The organism is Isoptericola sp. Y541, from assembly GCF_059445465.1.
This window is the reverse complement of record NZ_JCAIUJ010000005.1, coordinates 21609-38695: the sequence shown is the minus strand read 5'-3', so window position 1 is coordinate 38695 and position 17087 is coordinate 21609. Positions and strand designations below refer to the sequence as shown.

Below are 17087 nucleotides of genomic sequence, written 5' to 3'. Positions count from 1 at the left end.
CGTCCTTGTCTCTTCTGCGAAGTCTCGTCGGTGAACGCCTCGGCTCAGCCGAGCACGACCGACCGGGTGAGGTGCCGCGGCGTGTCGGCGTCGAGGCCGCGGCTCGTGGCGAGCTCGACGGCGAGCCGCTGTGCCTGGACCAGCTGGACCAGGGGGTCGAGGGGTTCGTGGAGCACGGTCGCGCCGGTGCGCTCCACGTCGGCGACGAGCGCGTCGTCGGCGTCGCCGAAGAGGGTGACGAGGCTCGTGGGGCCGGCGACGGCGACGGGGCCGTGCCGGTAGTCGAGCGCGGGGTACGACTCCGACCACGCCTGCGCGGCCTCGCGCACCTTGAGCGCGGCCTCCTGGGCGAGGCCGTAGCCCCACGACCGGCCCAGGAAGACGAAGTGGTCGAAGCCGGCCGGGTCCACCGGCAGCGGCGCGGCGAGCGCGTCGGCCGCCTGAGCGACGACGGGGCCGAGGTCCTCGCCGAGGGCGGTGCGGGCGAGGGCGAGCACCGAGGTGGGGAACCGCGTCTGGACCACGGACTCCTCGTCCGCGAAGTCCAGCACGAGCGTCTCGTCGGCGGCCTCGGTGACGGGGGTGCCGGCCACGCCGACGACGGCCGCCTTCGTCGTGCCGGCGGGCACGGCCGCCAGCGCCTCGAGCACCTCGCTCGTGGTCCCGGAGCGGCTGATGACGACCACCCGGTCGTACACACGGGTCGGCGTCCACTCGGATGCGTAGGCCGCGTCGGTCTCCCCCTGCCCTGCGCGCTCGCGCAGCTGGGCGAGCGACTGGGCGACGAAGGCGCTGGTGCCGCAGCCGAGCACCAGGACCCGCTCGCCGGGACGGCCGAGCACGTGGCCTCCGGCGGGCGCGGCGGCGACCGCCTGGGCCCAGACCTCGGGCTGGCTGCGGATCTCACGCTCGGTGACGGTGCTGGTGCTCACGTGCGCATTCCTGTCGTCGTGCGACCGCCCGCAGCGGGTGCGGGAGGGACGGCGTCCCGGACCGGCGCCGTCGACGCCCATCGTGCTCGGCCGTTGCGCGCCAGTCAGCAAAACTGGTGAATTCGATCATTCCCACTGAGTGATTCGCGTAACGGATCGGCAACCTGCTCATGCGTGGACCATTCTCGGGGGCGTCCCGCGCACGTCGAGCACTTTCCGCACGCCTCCGAGGAGACCTCCCATGACCCACGCACCGGACCCGCTCGGGGCGGTTCCCGCCGCCCCCGTCGCCGTCCCGGACCTCCGACTCGTCGACTGGGCGCCGCGCCCGCAGGTGTCCGCGCCGGCCTCGCGGGTCACGCGCGCGGCGGTGCCCGCGATCGACGTCCACAACCACCTCGGGCGCTGGCTCACCCCCGACTGGTGCACGCCCGACGTCGCGGAGCTGCTCGCGATGATGGCCGCCGCGAACATCGAGACGGTCGTCAACCTCGACGGCCGATGGGGCGACGAGCTGGAGGCCAACCTCGACCGGTACGACCGCGCCCACCCCGGCCGCTTCCTCACCTTCTGCCAGCTGGACTGGTCCCTGCTAGGGCAGGACGGCGGGGAGCTCGAGCTCAAGGATCAGCTGCGCGACTGCGCCGCGCGGGGTGCCCGGGGCCTCAAGGTGTGGAAGAACCTCGGGCTCACGGTCGTCGGGCCCGACGGCGCGCTCGTGCTCCCGGACGACCCCCGCGTGGTGGAGGTGCTCGAGCTCGCCGGCGAGCTCGGGCTCCCGGCGCTCGTGCACGTCGCCGACCCGAAGGCCTTCTTCGAGCCCCTGGACGCGCACAACGAGCGCTTCGACGAGCTCGCGGGCGAGCCGGACTGGTCGTTCGCGGACCGCGAGCACTACCCGTCGTTCGAGCGGCTCCTCGACGCGTTCGAGCGGCTGGTCGTCGCCACGCCGGGCACCCGATACATCGGCGCGCACGTCGGCTGCGTCGCCGAGGACCTCGACCACGTCGAGCGGCTGCTGCGGGCGGCGCCGAACCTGGTGGTCGACATCGCCGGCCGGCTCGCCGAGCTGGGCCGGCAGCCCCGGCGGTTCCGCCGGCTCGTCGAGGAGTTCCCCGACCGGGTCCTGTTCGGCACCGACGCGTTCCCCGTGACGAGCGACCAGCTCGAGGTGCACTTCCGGTTCCTCGAGACGGACGACGAGAGCTTCGACTACGCGCCCGGCGAGGACGTGCCGCCGCAGGGCCGGTGGCAGATCTCCGGGGCCGACCTGCCCGCCCGCCTGCTGCCCGGCCTGTACGCGGGGAACGCCCGGCGGGTGCTCGGGCTCGACGCGCTCTGACGCTCAGAGCACCCGCAGGCCGGCCGCCCCGGCCAGGCTGCGGGCCCGGCGGACGTCCGCGCACGACAGCGGCACCTGCGACCCGTCGGCCAGCACCAGCCAGTGCCGGCGGGCCGCGAACGTGTGGGAGGCGCCGCTGATCAGCGCGGCGCCGCCGAGCGCGACCGCCGGCCCGTCGGCCGGACGCAGCTCGGGCGCCTCGCCGAGGGCGAGTACCGCCGGGCCGGCGGGGACGGCGACCGGCCCCTGTGGCGGCACGTCGTCGCGCAGCACCCGGACGGCGACGTCCGTGCCGCGGGCACGCGCCCGTCCGGCCAGCACGCGCACGACGAAGCTGCCGTAGACCACGAGGATCGGCACGACGACGATCGCGATGCCGACCGACAACCCGTCGACGCCCGTCGTCGGGCCGGACGTCAACCGCGCGAGCACGACGACCAGGCCACCGGCCGCGACGGGCAGGAAGACGAGGTTGAGCCGCCGCCACCACGGTGCCTGCACCGCCGGCTCCTGGAGCCCGTGCAGCACGCGCCACCCGGTCCACCGGGCGCGGTCGTCGTTCTCCAGGCCGACCACGGCCCAGCTGTCGGCCAGGCGCCGCCATGCCCGGACCGACGCCGCAAGCCCGGCGACCAGCACCACCACCCCGGGCGCGAGGGCGGTGGCGCCGTCGCTCAGCGGCTCCTGGTCCAGGCCGACGGCGACGAGCAGCAGCCCGACGACCGCCACGATCGGGTAGAGGATCGCTCGCAGCGCGTCGAGGAGACCGGTGGCCCCGTCCACGGGCTTGACCCCGGGGTACCCCTCGAGCCCGCGCTCGCGCGCCCGGAAGTCGTGCATCTGCTCGGGATCGACCAGCCCGGGGCCGACGCCGGAGGCCGGGCGATTCCGCGCCGGCAGCGCCAACGCCTCGGGCCGTCGCAGCGCGAGGGCCCACGCCTGCCGCAGGCGCCGCGTCCGCACCCAGTCCCGCCGGTACCGGAACCACCAGGCGAGCGTCGCCAGCAGGACGACGGCGCCCACGACGAGGGACGCGACGTCGGCCCGCTCCCCGTCGGCGCCCTGCCCCAGCAGCACCAGGACGGGCCGGGTGGCCAGGGCGGCCCCGGCCAGGCAGCCCAGGACGAGGAGGAGCCCCGCGAGCATGCGCCGCCCCCCGCCGTCGCGCCGCTGGGCGGCGCCGAGGTTTGCGGCGGCCACGTCGTACCAGTCGCCGAACGTCGCGGGCAGCGGCACCTCGCGGGGGAACGGGGGCAGCGGCGCGCGGCCGCGTCGTCGTCCCTGCGGCGGCGCCTCGGCCTCCTGCACCGTCACCCCGTCTCCTCGCCCTGCGCGTTCACGGGGACGATCTTCGCGGGCCCGGCCATCGCGGCGAGCAGCATGCCGACGGCCTGCACGTGATCCGGCTCGCTCGACCAACCCACGAGCACCAGGCCCAGGCCGCCGTCCGAAGGCGCCGTGACGACCACGGCCAGCCCGATCTCGCGCTGCCGCCCCGGCTCGACCTCCTGCGGCGCCGACGGGTCGCGCACGTCCACCGGATAGGTCACGGTCATGCCGAGGGCGGGCCCGATGCCGGTCTCGAACGACTCGGTGTACGCGGCGGACAGGTCGAAGCCCATCTTGGCCGCGACCACGCGCCGCACGACCTCGAGCAGGGACAGCGGCCCGTCGAACGCGTCGATCTGCCGCACGGAGCCCACGACGTTGACGAAGATCTCCTCGTCGATCGCCGTCGGGCCGCGGTACTCCTTGCCCTGGTAGACGAGGCCGTGCAGCAGCACGGACTGGCTGCTCCACACCTCGCGCCAGGCGCGCAGGCCCGCGAGGAGGAGGCTCGCGTCGTGGGCGGGCAGCTCGACGTCGACGGCGTCCAGCGCGCCGCGAATGACGCCGAGCGCCTCGTCCGGGGTCTGGGTCCCGGCGAGCTCGACCCAGTCCGAGGGCACGCGGACGTTGAGCTTCCACCGGGTGGGGTTGTCGACGTCGAGGGTGCCGGCGTCGAGGGTGCCGCTGTCCGTCATCATGCTCACCTGTTCTTGAGCTGGGTGCGCAGCAGCGCGCCCTCGCCGTCGGTCTTGCCCGCGGTGGCACCCCAGTCGGGCAGGATGCCGTTGTAGTCGTCGCCCTTGAGGTGCCCGAAGTCGCTGAACCAGTTGAGCGGCTCGGTGCCGAGGAAGATCCCCTGGTCGAACACGATGTCCGCCGAGCGCCACGCCAGCTCCGCGGCGGAGTCGATGCTCCCGCCCCGCGCCGCCATCGTGAAGAACCCGGGGAAGGCGCCGGTCGCCGCCCGGCCGACGCTGGACGCCGGGTTCATGAACTGGGCGAACGTCGGCGCGACGCGCCCCGCGGCCGTCGCCGAGGCGGACACCGCCTTGAACGTGGCCGTGAGGCCGCCGGCGCCGAGCGCCGTGCCGACCATCCCCACGATGACGCCGGGCGTGAAGCCGCCCGCGAACGACCCCGCCTGCCCCGCCGCGCTCAGGTACGCGGCGAGCGTGCCGACGCCGCCGGCCACGACGCTGACCAGGGCGAAGACCTGCGCGCCCGGGATCGGCAGCAGCGAGATGATGCCGGCCACGAGGCTGACGACGCCCATGATGTCGGAGATCAGGTCGAGCAGGCCCGCGTTCTCGGCCGCCCACTCGAGGATCATGTCGCCGAGGTCGCCGAACGCGTCGCCGAGGTCCTCGAAGCGGTCACCGACCCAGTCGACCGCCTGGTCGAACCACGACGGGTCGTCCGGCGCCATGGCCGCGGCGGTGTCGAAGTCCGCGAGGAGCGTCCGCGACGCCGCGCCGTACTCCTCGACCAGGGTCGTGATGCGCGACCACACGCCGTCGACGACGGCCTGGGTGTCGTCGACGGCGCCCTGCGCGGTGCCACGGGCGCGCTCGTCGTCCTGGTAGTCGTCCCACTCGTGCTGCGGTGCGTCGTCCTCGGGCCGGCGGCCGTCCGGCATGGAGTAGAGGTTCGACTCCGCCGAGCTCAGCGCGGCCTTGGCCTCGCCGAGCTCGCGGTTCAGCGTGTCCGCGCGCTCGCGGTAGCCCTCCAGGTGGTCCGCCCACGTCTCGAGCGCGGTCGCGGCCTTACGGAAGGCTTCCTCGGCCTCCACCACCTTCGGTTCGAAGCCGTCGTGCAGCATGCTGCGGAAGGCGATGGCGACCTCGCCCGCCCACTCGCCCTCGTCGACGCTGCCGAGCAGGAACTTCACGCGCTCGAGCGTCTCGTGCCCGCTGGTGAGGCCGGTGGCGAGCGTGCCCGTGACGGCGTGGTCGCCGGGCGCCGGGTCGTACCCGATGTACTCGTAGTGGACCATCACTCGCCCCCGAGCGCCGCAGCGAGGTCGGCGTCGATCTTGGCGAAGCCGTCGCGGATCTTCTGTAGCTGCTCCTTGGCGTTCCCCGTGGCCTCGCACATCTCGTCGATGCTGTGGTCCCACTTGTCCCGGAAGTGGGACACCTTCTCCACCAGCTCGGGCTCGCCGACGGCCGAAGCGTCGGCGCTCCGGATCGCGTCCAGCGGCTCGTACAGCCGGTCCTTCATCTGCCCCAGGTCGGCCTCGACCTGGGACAGGAACTCGTCGTTCATGACGATGTCGCCGGACATCAGCGGCCTCTTCCCCGGGCATCGGTGGTGGTGTGCGCAAGGCTTTCACATGCCAGGTCCAGGGACGAGGCCGGTCCATGGGGAGAACTCCCCACCCTCGTCGCAGGTGGCACCGCAATTCCCTGGCCTGGCCGCGGCGCGCTCCGTACGGTCGTGGGCATGCCCCCGCACGACGACGAGGTCCCGATCACCGCTGACGACGTCCGCCGTCTGGTGGCGTCGCAGCATCCGCAGTGGGCTTCGCGGCCGGTGCGCCCCGTGACCGAGTCCGGCACCGACCACCTGCTGTTCCGGCTCGGCGACGACCTCGTGGCCCGCATGCCCAAGGTCGCGTGGGCCGCCGCACAGGCTCGGAACGACGCGCGCTGGCTGCCGCGCCTCGCCCCGCACATGCCGCTGACGGTTCCGGCGCCGCTGGCGCTCGGCGAGCCCGACGGGGACTACCCGTTCCCCTGGTCGGTCGCGCCGTGGCTCCCTGGCGCCGCCGTCGTCGACCCGCTCGAGCCCGGCACGACGCCGAACCTCGACCCGGACGACGCCGCCGCCGACCTCGGGGCGTTCGTCGCCGCGCTGCGCGCGGTCGACCCGACCGACGGGCCCGTCAAGGAGGGCACCAGCCGCGGGGTGCCCCTCGCCCGCCTCGACGACGACGTCCGCGCCGCCACCGCCGCGTCCGGGGACCGCCTCGACGGACCCGTCGTCCTCAAGGCCTGGGACCGGGCCCTGGAGGCCGCCGCCGACCCGGTGCCCGGCGCCTGGCTGCACGGCGACCTCATGCCCGGCAACCTCATCTCGGACGGCAGCCGGCTCACCGCCGTCATCGACTGGGGCACGCTCGGCGTCGGCGACCCGGCGGCAGACCTGCCGCCCGCCTGGTGGCTCTTCTCCGGCCGCACGCGCGACGCGTTCCGCGAGGCGGCCGGCGCCGGACCCGGGGGCGACCTCGACGACGGCGCCTGGGAGCGCGGCCGCGGCTGGACCCTGGTGCAGGGCGTCATCGCCCTGCCGTACTACTGGGACCGCTGGCCTCAGTTCGCGCGGGCGTCGCAGCGCCGCGTGGCGGCCGCCGTCGCGGACCTCGACTGACCCCGTCTCGCGGGTTGAGCCCGCGCCGTCCTGAGCCTGTCGAAGGGTCGGGACCCCGGCCGTTCCTCAGGGTCGAACCGGGGGAGCACCCGATACCGGGTGCGCGGCGGCGCTCGTACGGTCGGAGCATGAGCACATCAACCTCGACCCCGTACGTCCAGCCCGCCCCCACCTCCCGGCACAAGCTGTTCCGGCCGAACTACGGCCGCGTGCTGGGCGGCGTCTGCGCCGGCCTGGCGGACTACCTCGGCTGGAGCCGCGGCCTGGTCCGCGTCCTCACCGTCGCGTCCATCCTCATCCCCGGCCCGCAGGTGCTGGCCTACATCGTGCTGTGGATCCTCATGCCCGACGAGGACAAGGCGCGCCGCACCGCCTGAGCACCGCAGCCGGCCCGACAAACCTCACCCGACAGGCACCCGACCAGACCCCGCCCAGGAGGAGCCGTGCGCGTCACCATCGAAGAGGGCGACATCACCACCGTCGCCGTGGACGCGATCGTCAACGCCGCGAACTCGTCGCTGCTGGGCGGCGGCGGGGTCGACGGCGCCATCCACGCCGCCGCGGGGCCACGGCTGCTGCAGGCGTGCCACGAGCTCCGGCGCACCACCCTGCCCGGGGGCCTGCCGGTGGGCGACGCCGTCGCGACGCCCGGGTTCGACCTGCCCGCCGCGTGGGTGATCCACACCGTCGGCCCGAACCGGCACCGCGGCCAGACCGACCCCGCGATGCTGGAGTCGTGCTTCACGCGGTCGCTCGACGTGGCGGCCGACCTGCGCGCCCGCACGGTCGCGTTCCCCGCCGTCGGCGCCGGCGTCTACGGCTGGGCGGCGGGCGACGTCGCGCGCGCCGCCGTCGAGGCCACCCGAGCGTGGGACGACGTGAACCCCGCCGCGCTGGACGAAGTCCGCTTCGTCCTCTTCAACGCCCCGGTGCGGGCGGCCTTCGAGGCGGCGTTCGCCTCCGTCTGACCTGCCGCTGTCTGACCTGCGGCGACGGTTGTCCACAGGCCATTGTCCGCAGCCTTGTCGGGGGTCGGCGACGACGCTAGGGTCGAACACATGTTCGACACCGACGCGACGCGCGACCCGCACGGCTCCGGGCCTTCCGTGCCCTCCGTGGCCAGGGCGTCGCTCGGGCACGTGTCGGCGGCGATCGACGACGTCGTGGCGATCCAGCGGCAGATCGACGAGCTCGAGGGTCGCAAGGTTGTCGCCGTCGAGCGGGCTCGGCGCACGGCCGCCCACGCGGAGGCTGCGCTGCTCGCCGACGACGACGTCGAGCTGAGCCGCGCGAGTGCCGAGCGGCGCCGTGAGCTCGCCCACCGGTCCTTCACGGCCGACCTCGCGACGGCGCTACGCCTGTCCGAGCAGGCCGCCGCCCACCTCCTCGACACGGCCCGCACCCTGGCCCAGCGCGACGGCACCGCGGGACGGGCCACCCTCGACGCGCTCTGCAGCGGCCGCGTCTCGCTGGCCCACGCCACCGCCGTCGCGGACACCCTGGCCGAGCTCCCGACGCGTGAGGCCCGCACGCTGGTCGAGGCCGCCGTCCTCCCCCGCGCCGTGACCTGCACCGTGCCCCAGCTACGCCGACACCTGCGTCGCGCGCGCGACCTCGCCCATCCGGAACCGCTCGTCGAGCGCCACCGCAGGGCCGCGGAGTCGCGAGCCGTCTACGTCGACCCGGGCGCCGACGGCATGGCCTGGCTCTCGGCCTACCTCCCCGCACCGAGCGCGCACGCCGCCTACGACCGGCTCACCCGCGCGGGCCGGCGCTCCCGGGAGGCCGGCGACCGACGCACGCTCGCGCAGCTCCGGGCGGACGCCGCCGCCGACCTGCTCCTCGCCGACGCCACGTCGGGACGGCAGGCGGAAAAGCCCGGCACACCGAGCCGCACCACACCGGACAGCAATCCACCGGGCAGGACCGCGCCGGGCAGCACCACACCGGACAGCACCACGCGGGACGGTGCCGTGAACCACGCCGTGCCCCCTGCGGTGCCGGACCTGGCGTACGTCGCGCGCCGCATCACGCCGACGGTGCGCGTGACGGTGCCGGTGCTGTCGCTGCTGGGGCGCTCCGAGGCCGCCGCCGAGCTGGACGGGCACGGGCCGATCGACGGGGCGACGGCGTCGGTGCTCGCGGCGGCTGCACCGTCGCTGCGTCGCCTGCTCGTCGACCCGGTGGACGGCCGCGTGCTCGCCACCGACCCCGGCAGCTACACCGTCCCCGCCGGGCTCCGCGCCTTCCTGCAGGCGCGGGACGGGGTCTGTCGCTTCCCCGGATGCACGCGGCCCGCCGCCGACTGCGACGTCGACCAATGTCGTCGCCTGGGCCGACGGCGGGCGCACCGTCGCCGACAATCTGGCGCATCTGTGCCGGCAACATCACGTGATCAAGCATCAGACGCGGTGGCGCAGCGAGCCCGGGCCGGACGGCACCCTGACCTGGACCTCGCCGACCGGCCGGGTCCACCGCGATCCACCGGCGGAGCCCTCCGGCCTCAGAACCACCGACCCGCCGGACCTGTGACCCGAGCGGCACCCCCGCATCGCCGACCTCCTCGCGTCGCGGCCGCGCGCACGCACAGGGCTGCGGGACACGCGAGCCTGCCGGACAGCCAAGGCTCGACGGTGTCAGGGCACGATCGCGTCAGGGCACGATCGCGTCAGGGCACGATCGCGTCAGGGCACGATCGCGTCAGGGCACGATCGCGTCAGGGCACGATGAGCCAGCGGCCGCGCTGGCCGCCGGCGCCGACCTCGTCGTAGGCCCGTGCCGCGTCGTCCAGCGGCACGCGGCCGGCGACCCGCACCTCGAGCACGCCGTCCACGGCGAGCGCGAGCAGGTCGGCGAGCGCCGCGGGGTTGGGCTCGACGCCGACGGTGTGCACCGTGATCCCGCGCTCCGCGGCGACCGGGGCGCCGGGGGCCAGCCCCACGAACGTCCCGCCGTCGCGCACCGCGGCGAGCGCCGCCTCCAGCAGCACCGCGCCGTCGAGCACCGCGTCGAAGACTGGGCCGGAAGGCGCGCCCGGGAGCTCGGTCACCAGGTCGGCGCCGGCCCGCCCGACGAGCTCCGCGTCGGTGCCGCGGGCCAGCGCGGTGACCTTCCAGCCGGCGCGGGCGGCCAGGACGAGGGCATGCCCGCCGACGGCGCCGGCGCCGCCGGTGACGAGCAGGGTGCGCCCCTCGGCGGGGCCGAGCAGGTCGAGCGCCTGCCGGGCGGTGAGGGCGGTCACCGGGAGCGAGGCGGCCTCGACGAGGTCGAGGCCCTCGGGGACGCGGACGACGGCTCCGGCGGGCAGGACGGTCTCGTCGGCGTGGGTGCCGACGGTCGGCCGGAGCGCGAGCACGTGGAGGAAGCCGGCCACCCGGTCGCCGGGGGCCAGGCCGACGACGTCGGCGCCGGCCTCGATGACGGTGCCGCTGACGTCCCAGCCGAGCCCGAGGGGGTCGGGCAGCCCGAGCATGTCGCGCAGCGGGCCCCTCACCACCGTGACGTCGACGGGGTTGACCGCCGCGGCGGCGACGCGGAGCCGGACGTCGGCGGCGCCGAGCTCGGGCGGGGCGACCTCCTCGAGGACGGGCGCGTCGTGGGTGGAATAGGCGAGCAGTGCGGGCACGGGAACCTCCTGGTGGATGGTGTGTGTCGTGGTGCTGCCAGCATGCGGGCGGTACTCTCTCCCGGGAAGAAGGCACCCCTCAGTGGGGTACGTACCCGAAGGAGAGCCATGCCGACGATGACCGCGCAGGCACAGCGAGACGAGGCCAGGGTCGAGTTCGACGCCTTCCTGGCGGCGTGCCCGAGCCGACAGCTCCTCGACCGGCTCGCGGACAAGTGGGTCGCCCTCGTGATCAAGTCGCTGGCCGACGGCCCCAGGCGCTACTCCGAGGTGTCCCGGCAGCTCGCCGGGATCAGCCAGAAGATGCTCACGCAGACGCTCCGCGGCCTCGAGCGCGACGGCATCCTCACCCGCACGGTGACGGCCGCCGTCCCGGTGCGGGTCGACTACGAGCTCACGCCGCTGGGCGAGTCGCTCGGCGACATCCTCGGGCAGCTCAAGACCTGGGCCGAGCACCACATGCCCGAGGTCGGCCTCGCCCGCGACGACTACGACGCGAGGCAGTGACCGCGACGGTCAGCCGCGGTCGTCCGCGCGGCCGGACAGCAGGATGATCCGCTCGAGGACGCCGGGAGCAGGTTGGACGGCGTTGCGGGCGGAGGTGCGGACGGGCCCGAACGCCTTGCCGTCCCCGCGGGCCGAGTCCGGCACCTGTTCCATCCGCCGGAGCACGATGTCGGCGAGCCTCGGCGCGATCTCGCACTCGAGGCCGACCGCGCGGGCGAGGTCCCAGGTGTGGATGACGGTGTCGCACAGCTGCATGTCGTAGAGGTCACCGACGGTGCGCGGCCCCGGGACCCCGGCGACCGACCTCAGCACGGTGGCGTCCTGGGCCGTCGCGAAGGCACCCGCCATGAAGGCGGCGGAGCGACGGTAGGGCAGGTCCAGCCCGCCCCTGCTGCGGTCGGCGTCGCCCGACGCGTCGAGCAGGGGCGCGAGGTCGTCGGGCGCGTCGTGGCCGAGGCGCTGCTCGCTGACGGCGAGGCCGAAGCGGACGTTCTCCCCCAGCACGTGGTGGTAGAGGTCGGCGACGTCCCAGCCTGCACAGGGCGTGGGGAACCCGAGGTCGCCCGCTGTCACCTCCGACAGGTATGACGCGAACGTCTCGGTCGCGGTGTGCAGTGCGGATGTCTCCATCGGTCGACCCCTCTCAGGCTTCGATGCGCTCGACGACTTCGATGCGCGCGACCCGGCTCACGGGTTTCGGGCCAGGACGAGCTCGAGCAGGCTCTGCAGCGAGTCGCGGCTCCCGGCCGGAAGATGCGACATCAGGTCGTCCTCGAAGGCCCAGATGCCGGCGCGGATCTCGGCGGCCGTGCGGCGCCCCGTGGGCGTCACGTGGACCGCGTGGCTGCGCCGGTCGGCACCCGCGCGACGCTCGGCGAGCCCCCGGGCCTGGAGCAGGTCCAGGTCGTGGATGATCCGGTTCCTGCTGTAGCCGAGCTGGTCGGCGATCTGCGCCTGGCTGAGCCCCTCCTGCCTCGACGCGGTCGACAGGACGGCGTACTGCCACATCGAGAGGTCCGCGTCCTTCGCGCACCGCTCCTCGGCCCGCCGCAGGGCCCGGCTCACGGGGCCGAGCAGGCCGAGCAGGTCACGCCGATCATCGTCCGTCATCCCGCGAAGCTATCACTATTTGGTGACTATCATCATCTGGTGATAGCTCTGCGCCGCACGGCCGCGGATCAACGCTTCGGGAACCCCGCGCCGGGCTTGTCCTCGTCGAGCTCGCCCACGTCCTCGAAGTGGATCTGCCGGTGCCGCACCGCCCGGTTGTAGAGCCACGTGGCGAACGACAGCACCACGCCGAGGGCGACGAGCCCGCCCGCGATGACGTACTGCTCCTGCTGCTCCTCGCTGCGCGCCCAGGGCCCGGCGAGGTACGCGCAGGTGACGGCCCCGAGCAGCGCGACCCAGGCCTTGGTGCGGAAGTGCGCGTGCTGCACGGGCTTGCGGCGCAGCACCAGCAGCGCCACGTTCACCACGGCGAAGACGACCAGCAGCAGCAGCGACGTCGTGCCACCCAGCAGGCTGACGGCGTTGGCTCCGGACTCGCTACCGCTCGCGCGCACCACGTAGATGATCAGCCCGAACGAGATCAGCGTGGTCACGATGATCGACACCCACGGCGTGCGCCGCGTGCGGTGCACCTTGCCGAAGGCCTGGGGCAGCACCCCCTGGTGGGCCAGCCCGTACAGCAGCCGCGACGCCATGAGCATGTTGATCAGCGCCGAGTTCGCCACGGCGAACATGCCGATGAACGGGAAGATCGTGTCGAACGGCAGCCCCGGCGCGCCGGCCGCGACGACCTGGGTCAGCGCGGAGCCCTTGGAGTCGTCGGCCAGGTCCCCCACCGGCACCAGCGCCACGGCCGTGATCGCCACCAGCACGTAGATCAGGCCGGTGATCGACAGTCCGGTGAGCATGGTGCGCGGGAAGTCCTTCACCGGGTCCCGGCACTCCTCGGCCATGTTGACCGAGTCCTCGAAACCGACCATCGCGAAGAACGCCAGCGTGGTGGCGGCCGTGACCGCGAGGAAGACGCTCTTGTCGTCGGCGCTCTCGAAGATGACGACGCGGGAGAAGTCGGCCCGCCCCTGCGTCATCCCCCAGATGCCCACGAAGATCACCATGAGCAGGCCGGACAGCTCCACGAGGGTGAGCACCACGTTCGCCTTGACGCTCTCCCCGACACCGCGGAAGTTCACCAGCGCCACGAGCGTCATGAAGCCGAGCGCGATCCCGATCCGCCCGATGCCGCCCTCCTCCAGGCCCAGGCCGAAGCCGTCGCTGAGGAACCCGGCGAACGCGTTGGACGCCGTCGACGCCGAGGTGATGCCCGAGCTCATCACCATGAACGCGATGATGAACGTGACGAAGTGGATGCCGAATGCCTTGTGCGTGTACAGCGCGGCGCCGGCGGCCTGCGGATACTTGGTGACGAGCTCCAGGTACGAGAACGCGGTGAGGGTCGCCACCAGGAACGCGATGAGGAACGGCGCCCACGCCGCTCCGCCGACCTCGCCGGCCACCTGGCCCGTCAGCGCGTAGACGCCGGTGCCGAGGATGTCGCCCACGATGAACAGCAGCAGCAGCTTGCGCCCCATCACCCGCTTGAGCCCGTGGTCGGGCGCCGCAGCTTCTTCCGGCCCGGCGCCGGACTGGTCGATCGTCTGGCTCATGGCGACCTCCTGGATCGTCTTCCCGGCCCCCTCGCCTCGTTGCGCGGGGCACGGCCCGAGATCCATGGAACTCCTCGAATGCCTGACCTGCCTGGGCGACGCGCGGGGGAGCACGGCAGAGTGTGCGTCACGACGAGGACGTGCACGGGGTCTTGCGCAGTGCGGGAGCAGGGGGCGACCGGACTGAGGGGGAACTGACGTGCGACGAACAGTGGTCACGGGAGCGGGGGCGGTCACGCCCCTCGGGTTGACGGCGGAGGAGACCTGGCGCGGGCTGATGGCGGGCAGGACGGGGGTCGCCGGCATCGAGGACGACTGGGCGCGCGACCTGCCCGTCCGGTTCGCGGCGCGGGTGGACGACGGGTTCCTCCGGGCGCTCGACGCTCGGCGGGCGCGTCGCACCGACCGCGCCGAACAGTTGGCGCTGGTCGCTGGTCACGAGGCGTGGGCGTCGGCGGGATCGCCCGACGTGGACCGCGACCGGCTCGCGGTCGCCGTCGGCACGGCCAACGGCGGCATCGCGACCACCCTGGCGCAGAGTCGGGCGCTGGCCGACGGCGGCCCCCGCCGCGTCTCCCCGCACGCCGTCACGATGCTGATGTCCAACGGGCCGGCGGCCTGGCTGTCGATCGACCTGGGGGCGCGCGCGGGGGCGCGCTCCCCGGTGAGCGCGTGCGCCGCCGGGTCGGAGGCCCTCGCGACCGGCCGCGACCTGATCCGCACCGGACAGGCCGACGTCGTCGTGTGCGGCGGCGTCGAGGCGGGCGTGCTGCCGTTCTCCCTCGCCGCCTTCGCCCAGACCCGCGCCCTGTCCACCCGCAACGACGACCCGGCGCGCGCGTCGCGCCCGTTCGACGCCGACCGCGACGGCTTCGTCATGGGCGAGGGCGCGGTCCTGCTGGTGCTCGAGGCCGAGGAGCACGCCCGGGCGCGGGGCGCGACGGTGCTCGGCGCGCTCGACGGCGCCGCCGTGACGTCGGACGCGCACGACATCGTCGGCGGCGACCCCGCCAACCAGGCCCGCACGGTGCGGCTCGCGCTGCGCGACGCCGGGATCGACCCCGGCGACCTCGGGCTGGTGCACGCGCACGCGACCTCCACCCTGGCCGGCGACGTCAACGAGGCCGTCGCCCTGCGGGCCGCTCTGGGCGCACCGCCGCCGGTCACGGCGACGAAGGCGTCGACCGGGCACCTGCTCGGCGCGTCCGGCGCACTCGGCGCCCTGGTGGCGCTGCTCTCCCTGCGGCACGGCGTCGTGCCGCCCACGCTCAACCTCGATCACCCCGACCCGGCCGTCGACCTGGACGTCGTGACGACGCCCAGGCCGACGACGGCGCGGCACGCGCTCGTGGACGCCTTCGGGTTCGGCGGGCACAGCGCCGCGCTGGTGCTGTCGCGGGGGTGAACCGCGTCGGTCGAGCTAGCGCGACCGACGAGTCAGGCGTCCTTCGCCGTCAGCCAGGTGCGGTGCGGCCACAGGCGGAGGGCGCCGCCGTCCGCGGCGGCCCAGGTCTGGTAGCCGCTGGAGTACAGCCGCTGCCCGAGCCACCGGTAGCCGGGGCCGGGCTCCCGGCGCGGGGTGACGGCGACGAAGTTGGCCGCATCGTCGGTGCTGCCGGTGCCGTCGTAGCGCGCGACCTGCGGGTACGGGAAGACGGGCCGCGTGCGGACAACGGTGCCGTCGTCGTCGGTCAGTGCCGCCTCGATCCGCTCGGGCTCGGCGCCGCTCTCCACCCAGGCCATGACCGGGGTGAGCACGTCCGTCGAGCTCGGGCCGTCGCCGCCGCCACAGTGCGCCGCGCCGGGCAGCATGAAGAGCCGCGTGAAGGCGTCCACCCGGCGCTCCCCCATCGCGTCGTCCATGGCGTCGAAGTACGCCAGCGTGGACTGCGGCGAGATGTGCTGGTCGTTCCAGCCGTGCCAGAGCAGCAGCTTGCCGCCGTCGCGCCGGAAGTCGTTCAGGTCCGGGTCGAGGGCCGACATGTAGCTCGACGACTGCACCGTGTCCCAGAACCCGTCGCGCGTGAACCGCAGGTCGGAGAGCTGGAAGTCCGGGTCCTGCGCCTCCGGCCAGGCCAGGTACCGCAGGTAGGACAGGGCGAAGTTCTCGCTCTGCGAGTGGCCGTCCGCCGTGGCCGGCACGAACAGCGACCACTCGAGCTCGGACCCCCACTCGTGCGCGATCTCCGGCTCCAGCCGGGTCCTGCCGTCCTCGGTCACCGCGCCGTCGTGCAGGCGACGCACGACGGCGGCCTCCTCGGTGGACAGGCACGCCTCAGCCGCCGCCCCGTCGGCGCAGACCAGCGTCGCGGGGTCGAAGTCGCACCGGCGCGGGTCGTCGAGGACGCCGTCGGCGACCCCGTCGCTCGCGTCGCACGCGTCCAGCACCGCCTGGTGCACCAGCGGCAGCCGGTCGGCGAGCAGGACGAACCGGCCGTCGTCGTCCTGGTTGGCCAGCACGTTCCACGCGTGGTGGTAGGTGTTCTGCACGGCCATGTTGTTGGCGGGGGCGCCGGCGGCGATGCCGTCGAAGTCGTCCGGGTAGCGCTGCGCCTCCATGAGCGCCTCGCGGCCGCCGTCGGAGCAGCCGGTGAAGTACGAGTACGCGGGCGCGCGGCCATAGAACTCCGTGATGATCGCCTTCGCGACCTGCGAGGTGACGTGCACGCCGCGGTAGGCGAAGTCGATCTGCGCCTGTGCGTCGTCCACGGCCCACGACCCGTCGTTCTGGCCCTCGTGCCCCATGTCGGTGGTGGCGCTGGCGACGGTGCCGTCCTCCACGACCGGGCAGCCGTCGGCCTGGCCGAAGTTGATGTTCGCGCTGCCGCACAGCCCGCCGCACCCGGTCTGCACGTACCGCTGCGTCCACCCCTCGGTGGGGAGCCGCACGACGAACGTCACCGCCGGCTCCACCGTGCCGGTGACCTCGCAGTACGGCGGCGCGTCACCGTCGTCCCCGCCGTCGTCGACCAGCGTGGCGGACTCGACCGTCACCGCGGCGTCCGCCGGGTCGCCCGCGCCGTCAAGGTCGAGGTCGAGGCCGAGGGTCTCGTCGCACGACATCGCCGGCGGCAGCGCGGCCAGGTCGCGCAGGCCGTCCTCGGTCACGGCGGGACGGCCGCCGTGCCCGCCGCCATCCCCGCCGCCGTGACTGTTTCCGTGGCTGCTTCCGTGGCCGGCGACGGCGCCCGTCGCGCCGGTCAGGAGCAGCGCGGCTCCGGCGAGCGCCGCCAGCGCTGCGCGCGCGTGGTGTCTGGACATGATTTCTCCCTCGGTGGTGGTCGGCACGCGTCGTCGGGTGCCGTGGT

At 74.2% G+C, this 17087-nt stretch carries 17 protein-coding genes; 7 read left to right on the top strand and 10 right to left on the bottom strand.

Going from position 1 to position 17087, the window contains the following annotated elements; translation table 11 throughout:
• Positions 1 to 44: 44 nt before the first annotated feature.
• Positions 45 to 932, bottom strand: coding sequence for an SIS domain-containing protein (locus tag AC1C2V_RS12110; protein ID WP_495389869.1), 888 nt, complete (start codon positions 930 to 932; stop codon positions 45 to 47).
• 241 nt (positions 933 to 1173) lie between these two features.
• On the opposite strand from AC1C2V_RS12110, the gene AC1C2V_RS12105 reads away from it, so the two are divergent.
• Entirely contained in the window at positions 1174 to 2274 is a 1101-nt protein-coding gene (locus AC1C2V_RS12105) for an amidohydrolase family protein (RefSeq protein ID WP_495389868.1), read from the top strand.
• A 3-nt stretch (positions 2275 to 2277) separates the two neighbouring features.
• On the opposite strand, the gene AC1C2V_RS12100 is transcribed toward AC1C2V_RS12105, so the two are convergent.
• From AC1C2V_RS12100 to AC1C2V_RS12085, 4 genes are read right to left on the bottom strand one after another with little or no spacing between them, the layout of a single operon-like run.
• Positions 2278 to 3588, bottom strand: a complete 1311-nt coding sequence (locus tag AC1C2V_RS12100; protein WP_495389867.1) for a hypothetical protein — start codon at positions 3586 to 3588, stop codon at positions 2278 to 2280.
• Positions 3585 to 4301: a hypothetical protein gene (locus AC1C2V_RS12095; RefSeq protein ID WP_495389866.1), complete on the bottom strand. Its 717-nt coding sequence runs from the start codon at positions 4299 to 4301 to the stop codon at positions 3585 to 3587. Before AC1C2V_RS12095 ends, AC1C2V_RS12100 begins: the two co-directional genes overlap by 4 nt.
• A 2-nt stretch (positions 4302 to 4303) precedes the next feature.
• Complete coding sequence (locus tag AC1C2V_RS12090; RefSeq protein WP_495389865.1) at positions 4304 to 5596, bottom strand: putative T7SS-secreted protein; 1293 nt, start codon at positions 5594 to 5596, stop codon at positions 4304 to 4306.
• Positions 5596 to 5886 (bottom strand): hypothetical protein, encoded by a 291-nt coding sequence (locus AC1C2V_RS12085; RefSeq protein ID WP_495389864.1) that lies wholly within the window; start codon positions 5884 to 5886, stop codon positions 5596 to 5598. Before AC1C2V_RS12085 ends, AC1C2V_RS12090 begins: the two co-directional genes overlap by 1 nt.
• Before the next feature lie 159 nt (positions 5887 to 6045).
• On the opposite strand from AC1C2V_RS12085, the gene AC1C2V_RS12080 reads away from it, so the two are divergent.
• The 4 genes from AC1C2V_RS12080 to AC1C2V_RS12065 all read left to right on the top strand — a co-directional run bounded on the left by AC1C2V_RS12080 (position 6046) and on the right by AC1C2V_RS12065 (position 9743).
• On the top strand, positions 6046 to 6972 hold the full coding sequence (locus tag AC1C2V_RS12080; protein ID WP_495389863.1) for an aminoglycoside phosphotransferase family protein: 927 nt from the start codon (positions 6046 to 6048) through the stop codon (positions 6970 to 6972).
• 128 nt (positions 6973 to 7100) lie between these two features.
• A complete protein-coding gene (locus AC1C2V_RS12075; protein WP_495389862.1) occupies positions 7101 to 7349 on the top strand; it encodes a PspC domain-containing protein in 249 nt (82 codons plus the stop codon).
• 66 nt (positions 7350 to 7415) lie between these two features.
• The gene (locus AC1C2V_RS12070) at positions 7416 to 7940 is read left to right on the top strand and encodes an O-acetyl-ADP-ribose deacetylase (protein WP_495389861.1); all 525 of its coding nucleotides are present in this window, start codon (positions 7416 to 7418) and stop codon (positions 7938 to 7940) included.
• Between the two features lie 90 nt (positions 7941 to 8030).
• On the top strand, positions 8031 to 9743 hold the full coding sequence (locus AC1C2V_RS12065) for a DUF222 domain-containing protein (RefSeq protein ID WP_495389860.1): 1713 nt from the start codon (positions 8031 to 8033) through the stop codon (positions 9741 to 9743).
• On the opposite strand, the gene AC1C2V_RS12060 is transcribed toward AC1C2V_RS12065, so the two are convergent.
• Entirely contained in the window at positions 9689 to 10597 is a 909-nt protein-coding gene (locus tag AC1C2V_RS12060) for an alcohol dehydrogenase catalytic domain-containing protein (protein WP_495389859.1), read from the bottom strand. The two genes, AC1C2V_RS12065 and AC1C2V_RS12060, sit on opposite strands and share 55 nt — an antisense overlap.
• Before the next feature lie 108 nt (positions 10598 to 10705).
• Between AC1C2V_RS12060 and AC1C2V_RS12055 the strand changes: the two genes are divergently transcribed.
• The gene (locus AC1C2V_RS12055) at positions 10706 to 11104 is read left to right on the top strand and encodes a winged helix-turn-helix transcriptional regulator (protein ID WP_495389858.1); all 399 of its coding nucleotides are present in this window, start codon (positions 10706 to 10708) and stop codon (positions 11102 to 11104) included.
• A 9-nt stretch (positions 11105 to 11113) separates the two neighbouring features.
• Here the strand turns inward: AC1C2V_RS12055 and AC1C2V_RS12050 are convergent, their stop codons facing one another.
• From AC1C2V_RS12050 to AC1C2V_RS12040, 3 genes are all read right to left on the bottom strand, one after another.
• Positions 11114 to 11734 (bottom strand): TIGR03086 family metal-binding protein, encoded by a 621-nt coding sequence (locus AC1C2V_RS12050; RefSeq protein ID WP_495389857.1) that lies wholly within the window; start codon positions 11732 to 11734, stop codon positions 11114 to 11116.
• Between the two features lie 57 nt (positions 11735 to 11791).
• Positions 11792 to 12214 (bottom strand): MarR family winged helix-turn-helix transcriptional regulator, encoded by a 423-nt coding sequence (locus tag AC1C2V_RS12045; RefSeq protein WP_495389856.1) that lies wholly within the window; start codon positions 12212 to 12214, stop codon positions 11792 to 11794.
• 68 nt (positions 12215 to 12282) lie between these two features.
• Positions 12283 to 13779, bottom strand: coding sequence for an APC family permease (locus tag AC1C2V_RS12040; protein WP_495389855.1), 1497 nt, complete (start codon positions 13777 to 13779; stop codon positions 12283 to 12285).
• A 199-nt stretch (positions 13780 to 13978) separates the two neighbouring features.
• Between AC1C2V_RS12040 and AC1C2V_RS12035 the strand changes: the two genes are divergently transcribed.
• The gene (locus AC1C2V_RS12035; protein WP_495389854.1) at positions 13979 to 15184 is read left to right on the top strand and encodes a beta-ketoacyl-[acyl-carrier-protein] synthase family protein; all 1206 of its coding nucleotides are present in this window, start codon (positions 13979 to 13981) and stop codon (positions 15182 to 15184) included.
• Positions 15185 to 15216: 32 nt separating this feature from the next.
• On the opposite strand, the gene AC1C2V_RS12030 is transcribed toward AC1C2V_RS12035, so the two are convergent.
• Complete coding sequence (locus tag AC1C2V_RS12030) at positions 15217 to 17040, bottom strand: tannase/feruloyl esterase family alpha/beta hydrolase (RefSeq protein WP_495389853.1); 1824 nt, start codon at positions 17038 to 17040, stop codon at positions 15217 to 15219.
• Positions 17041 to 17087: the final 47 nt, after the last annotated feature.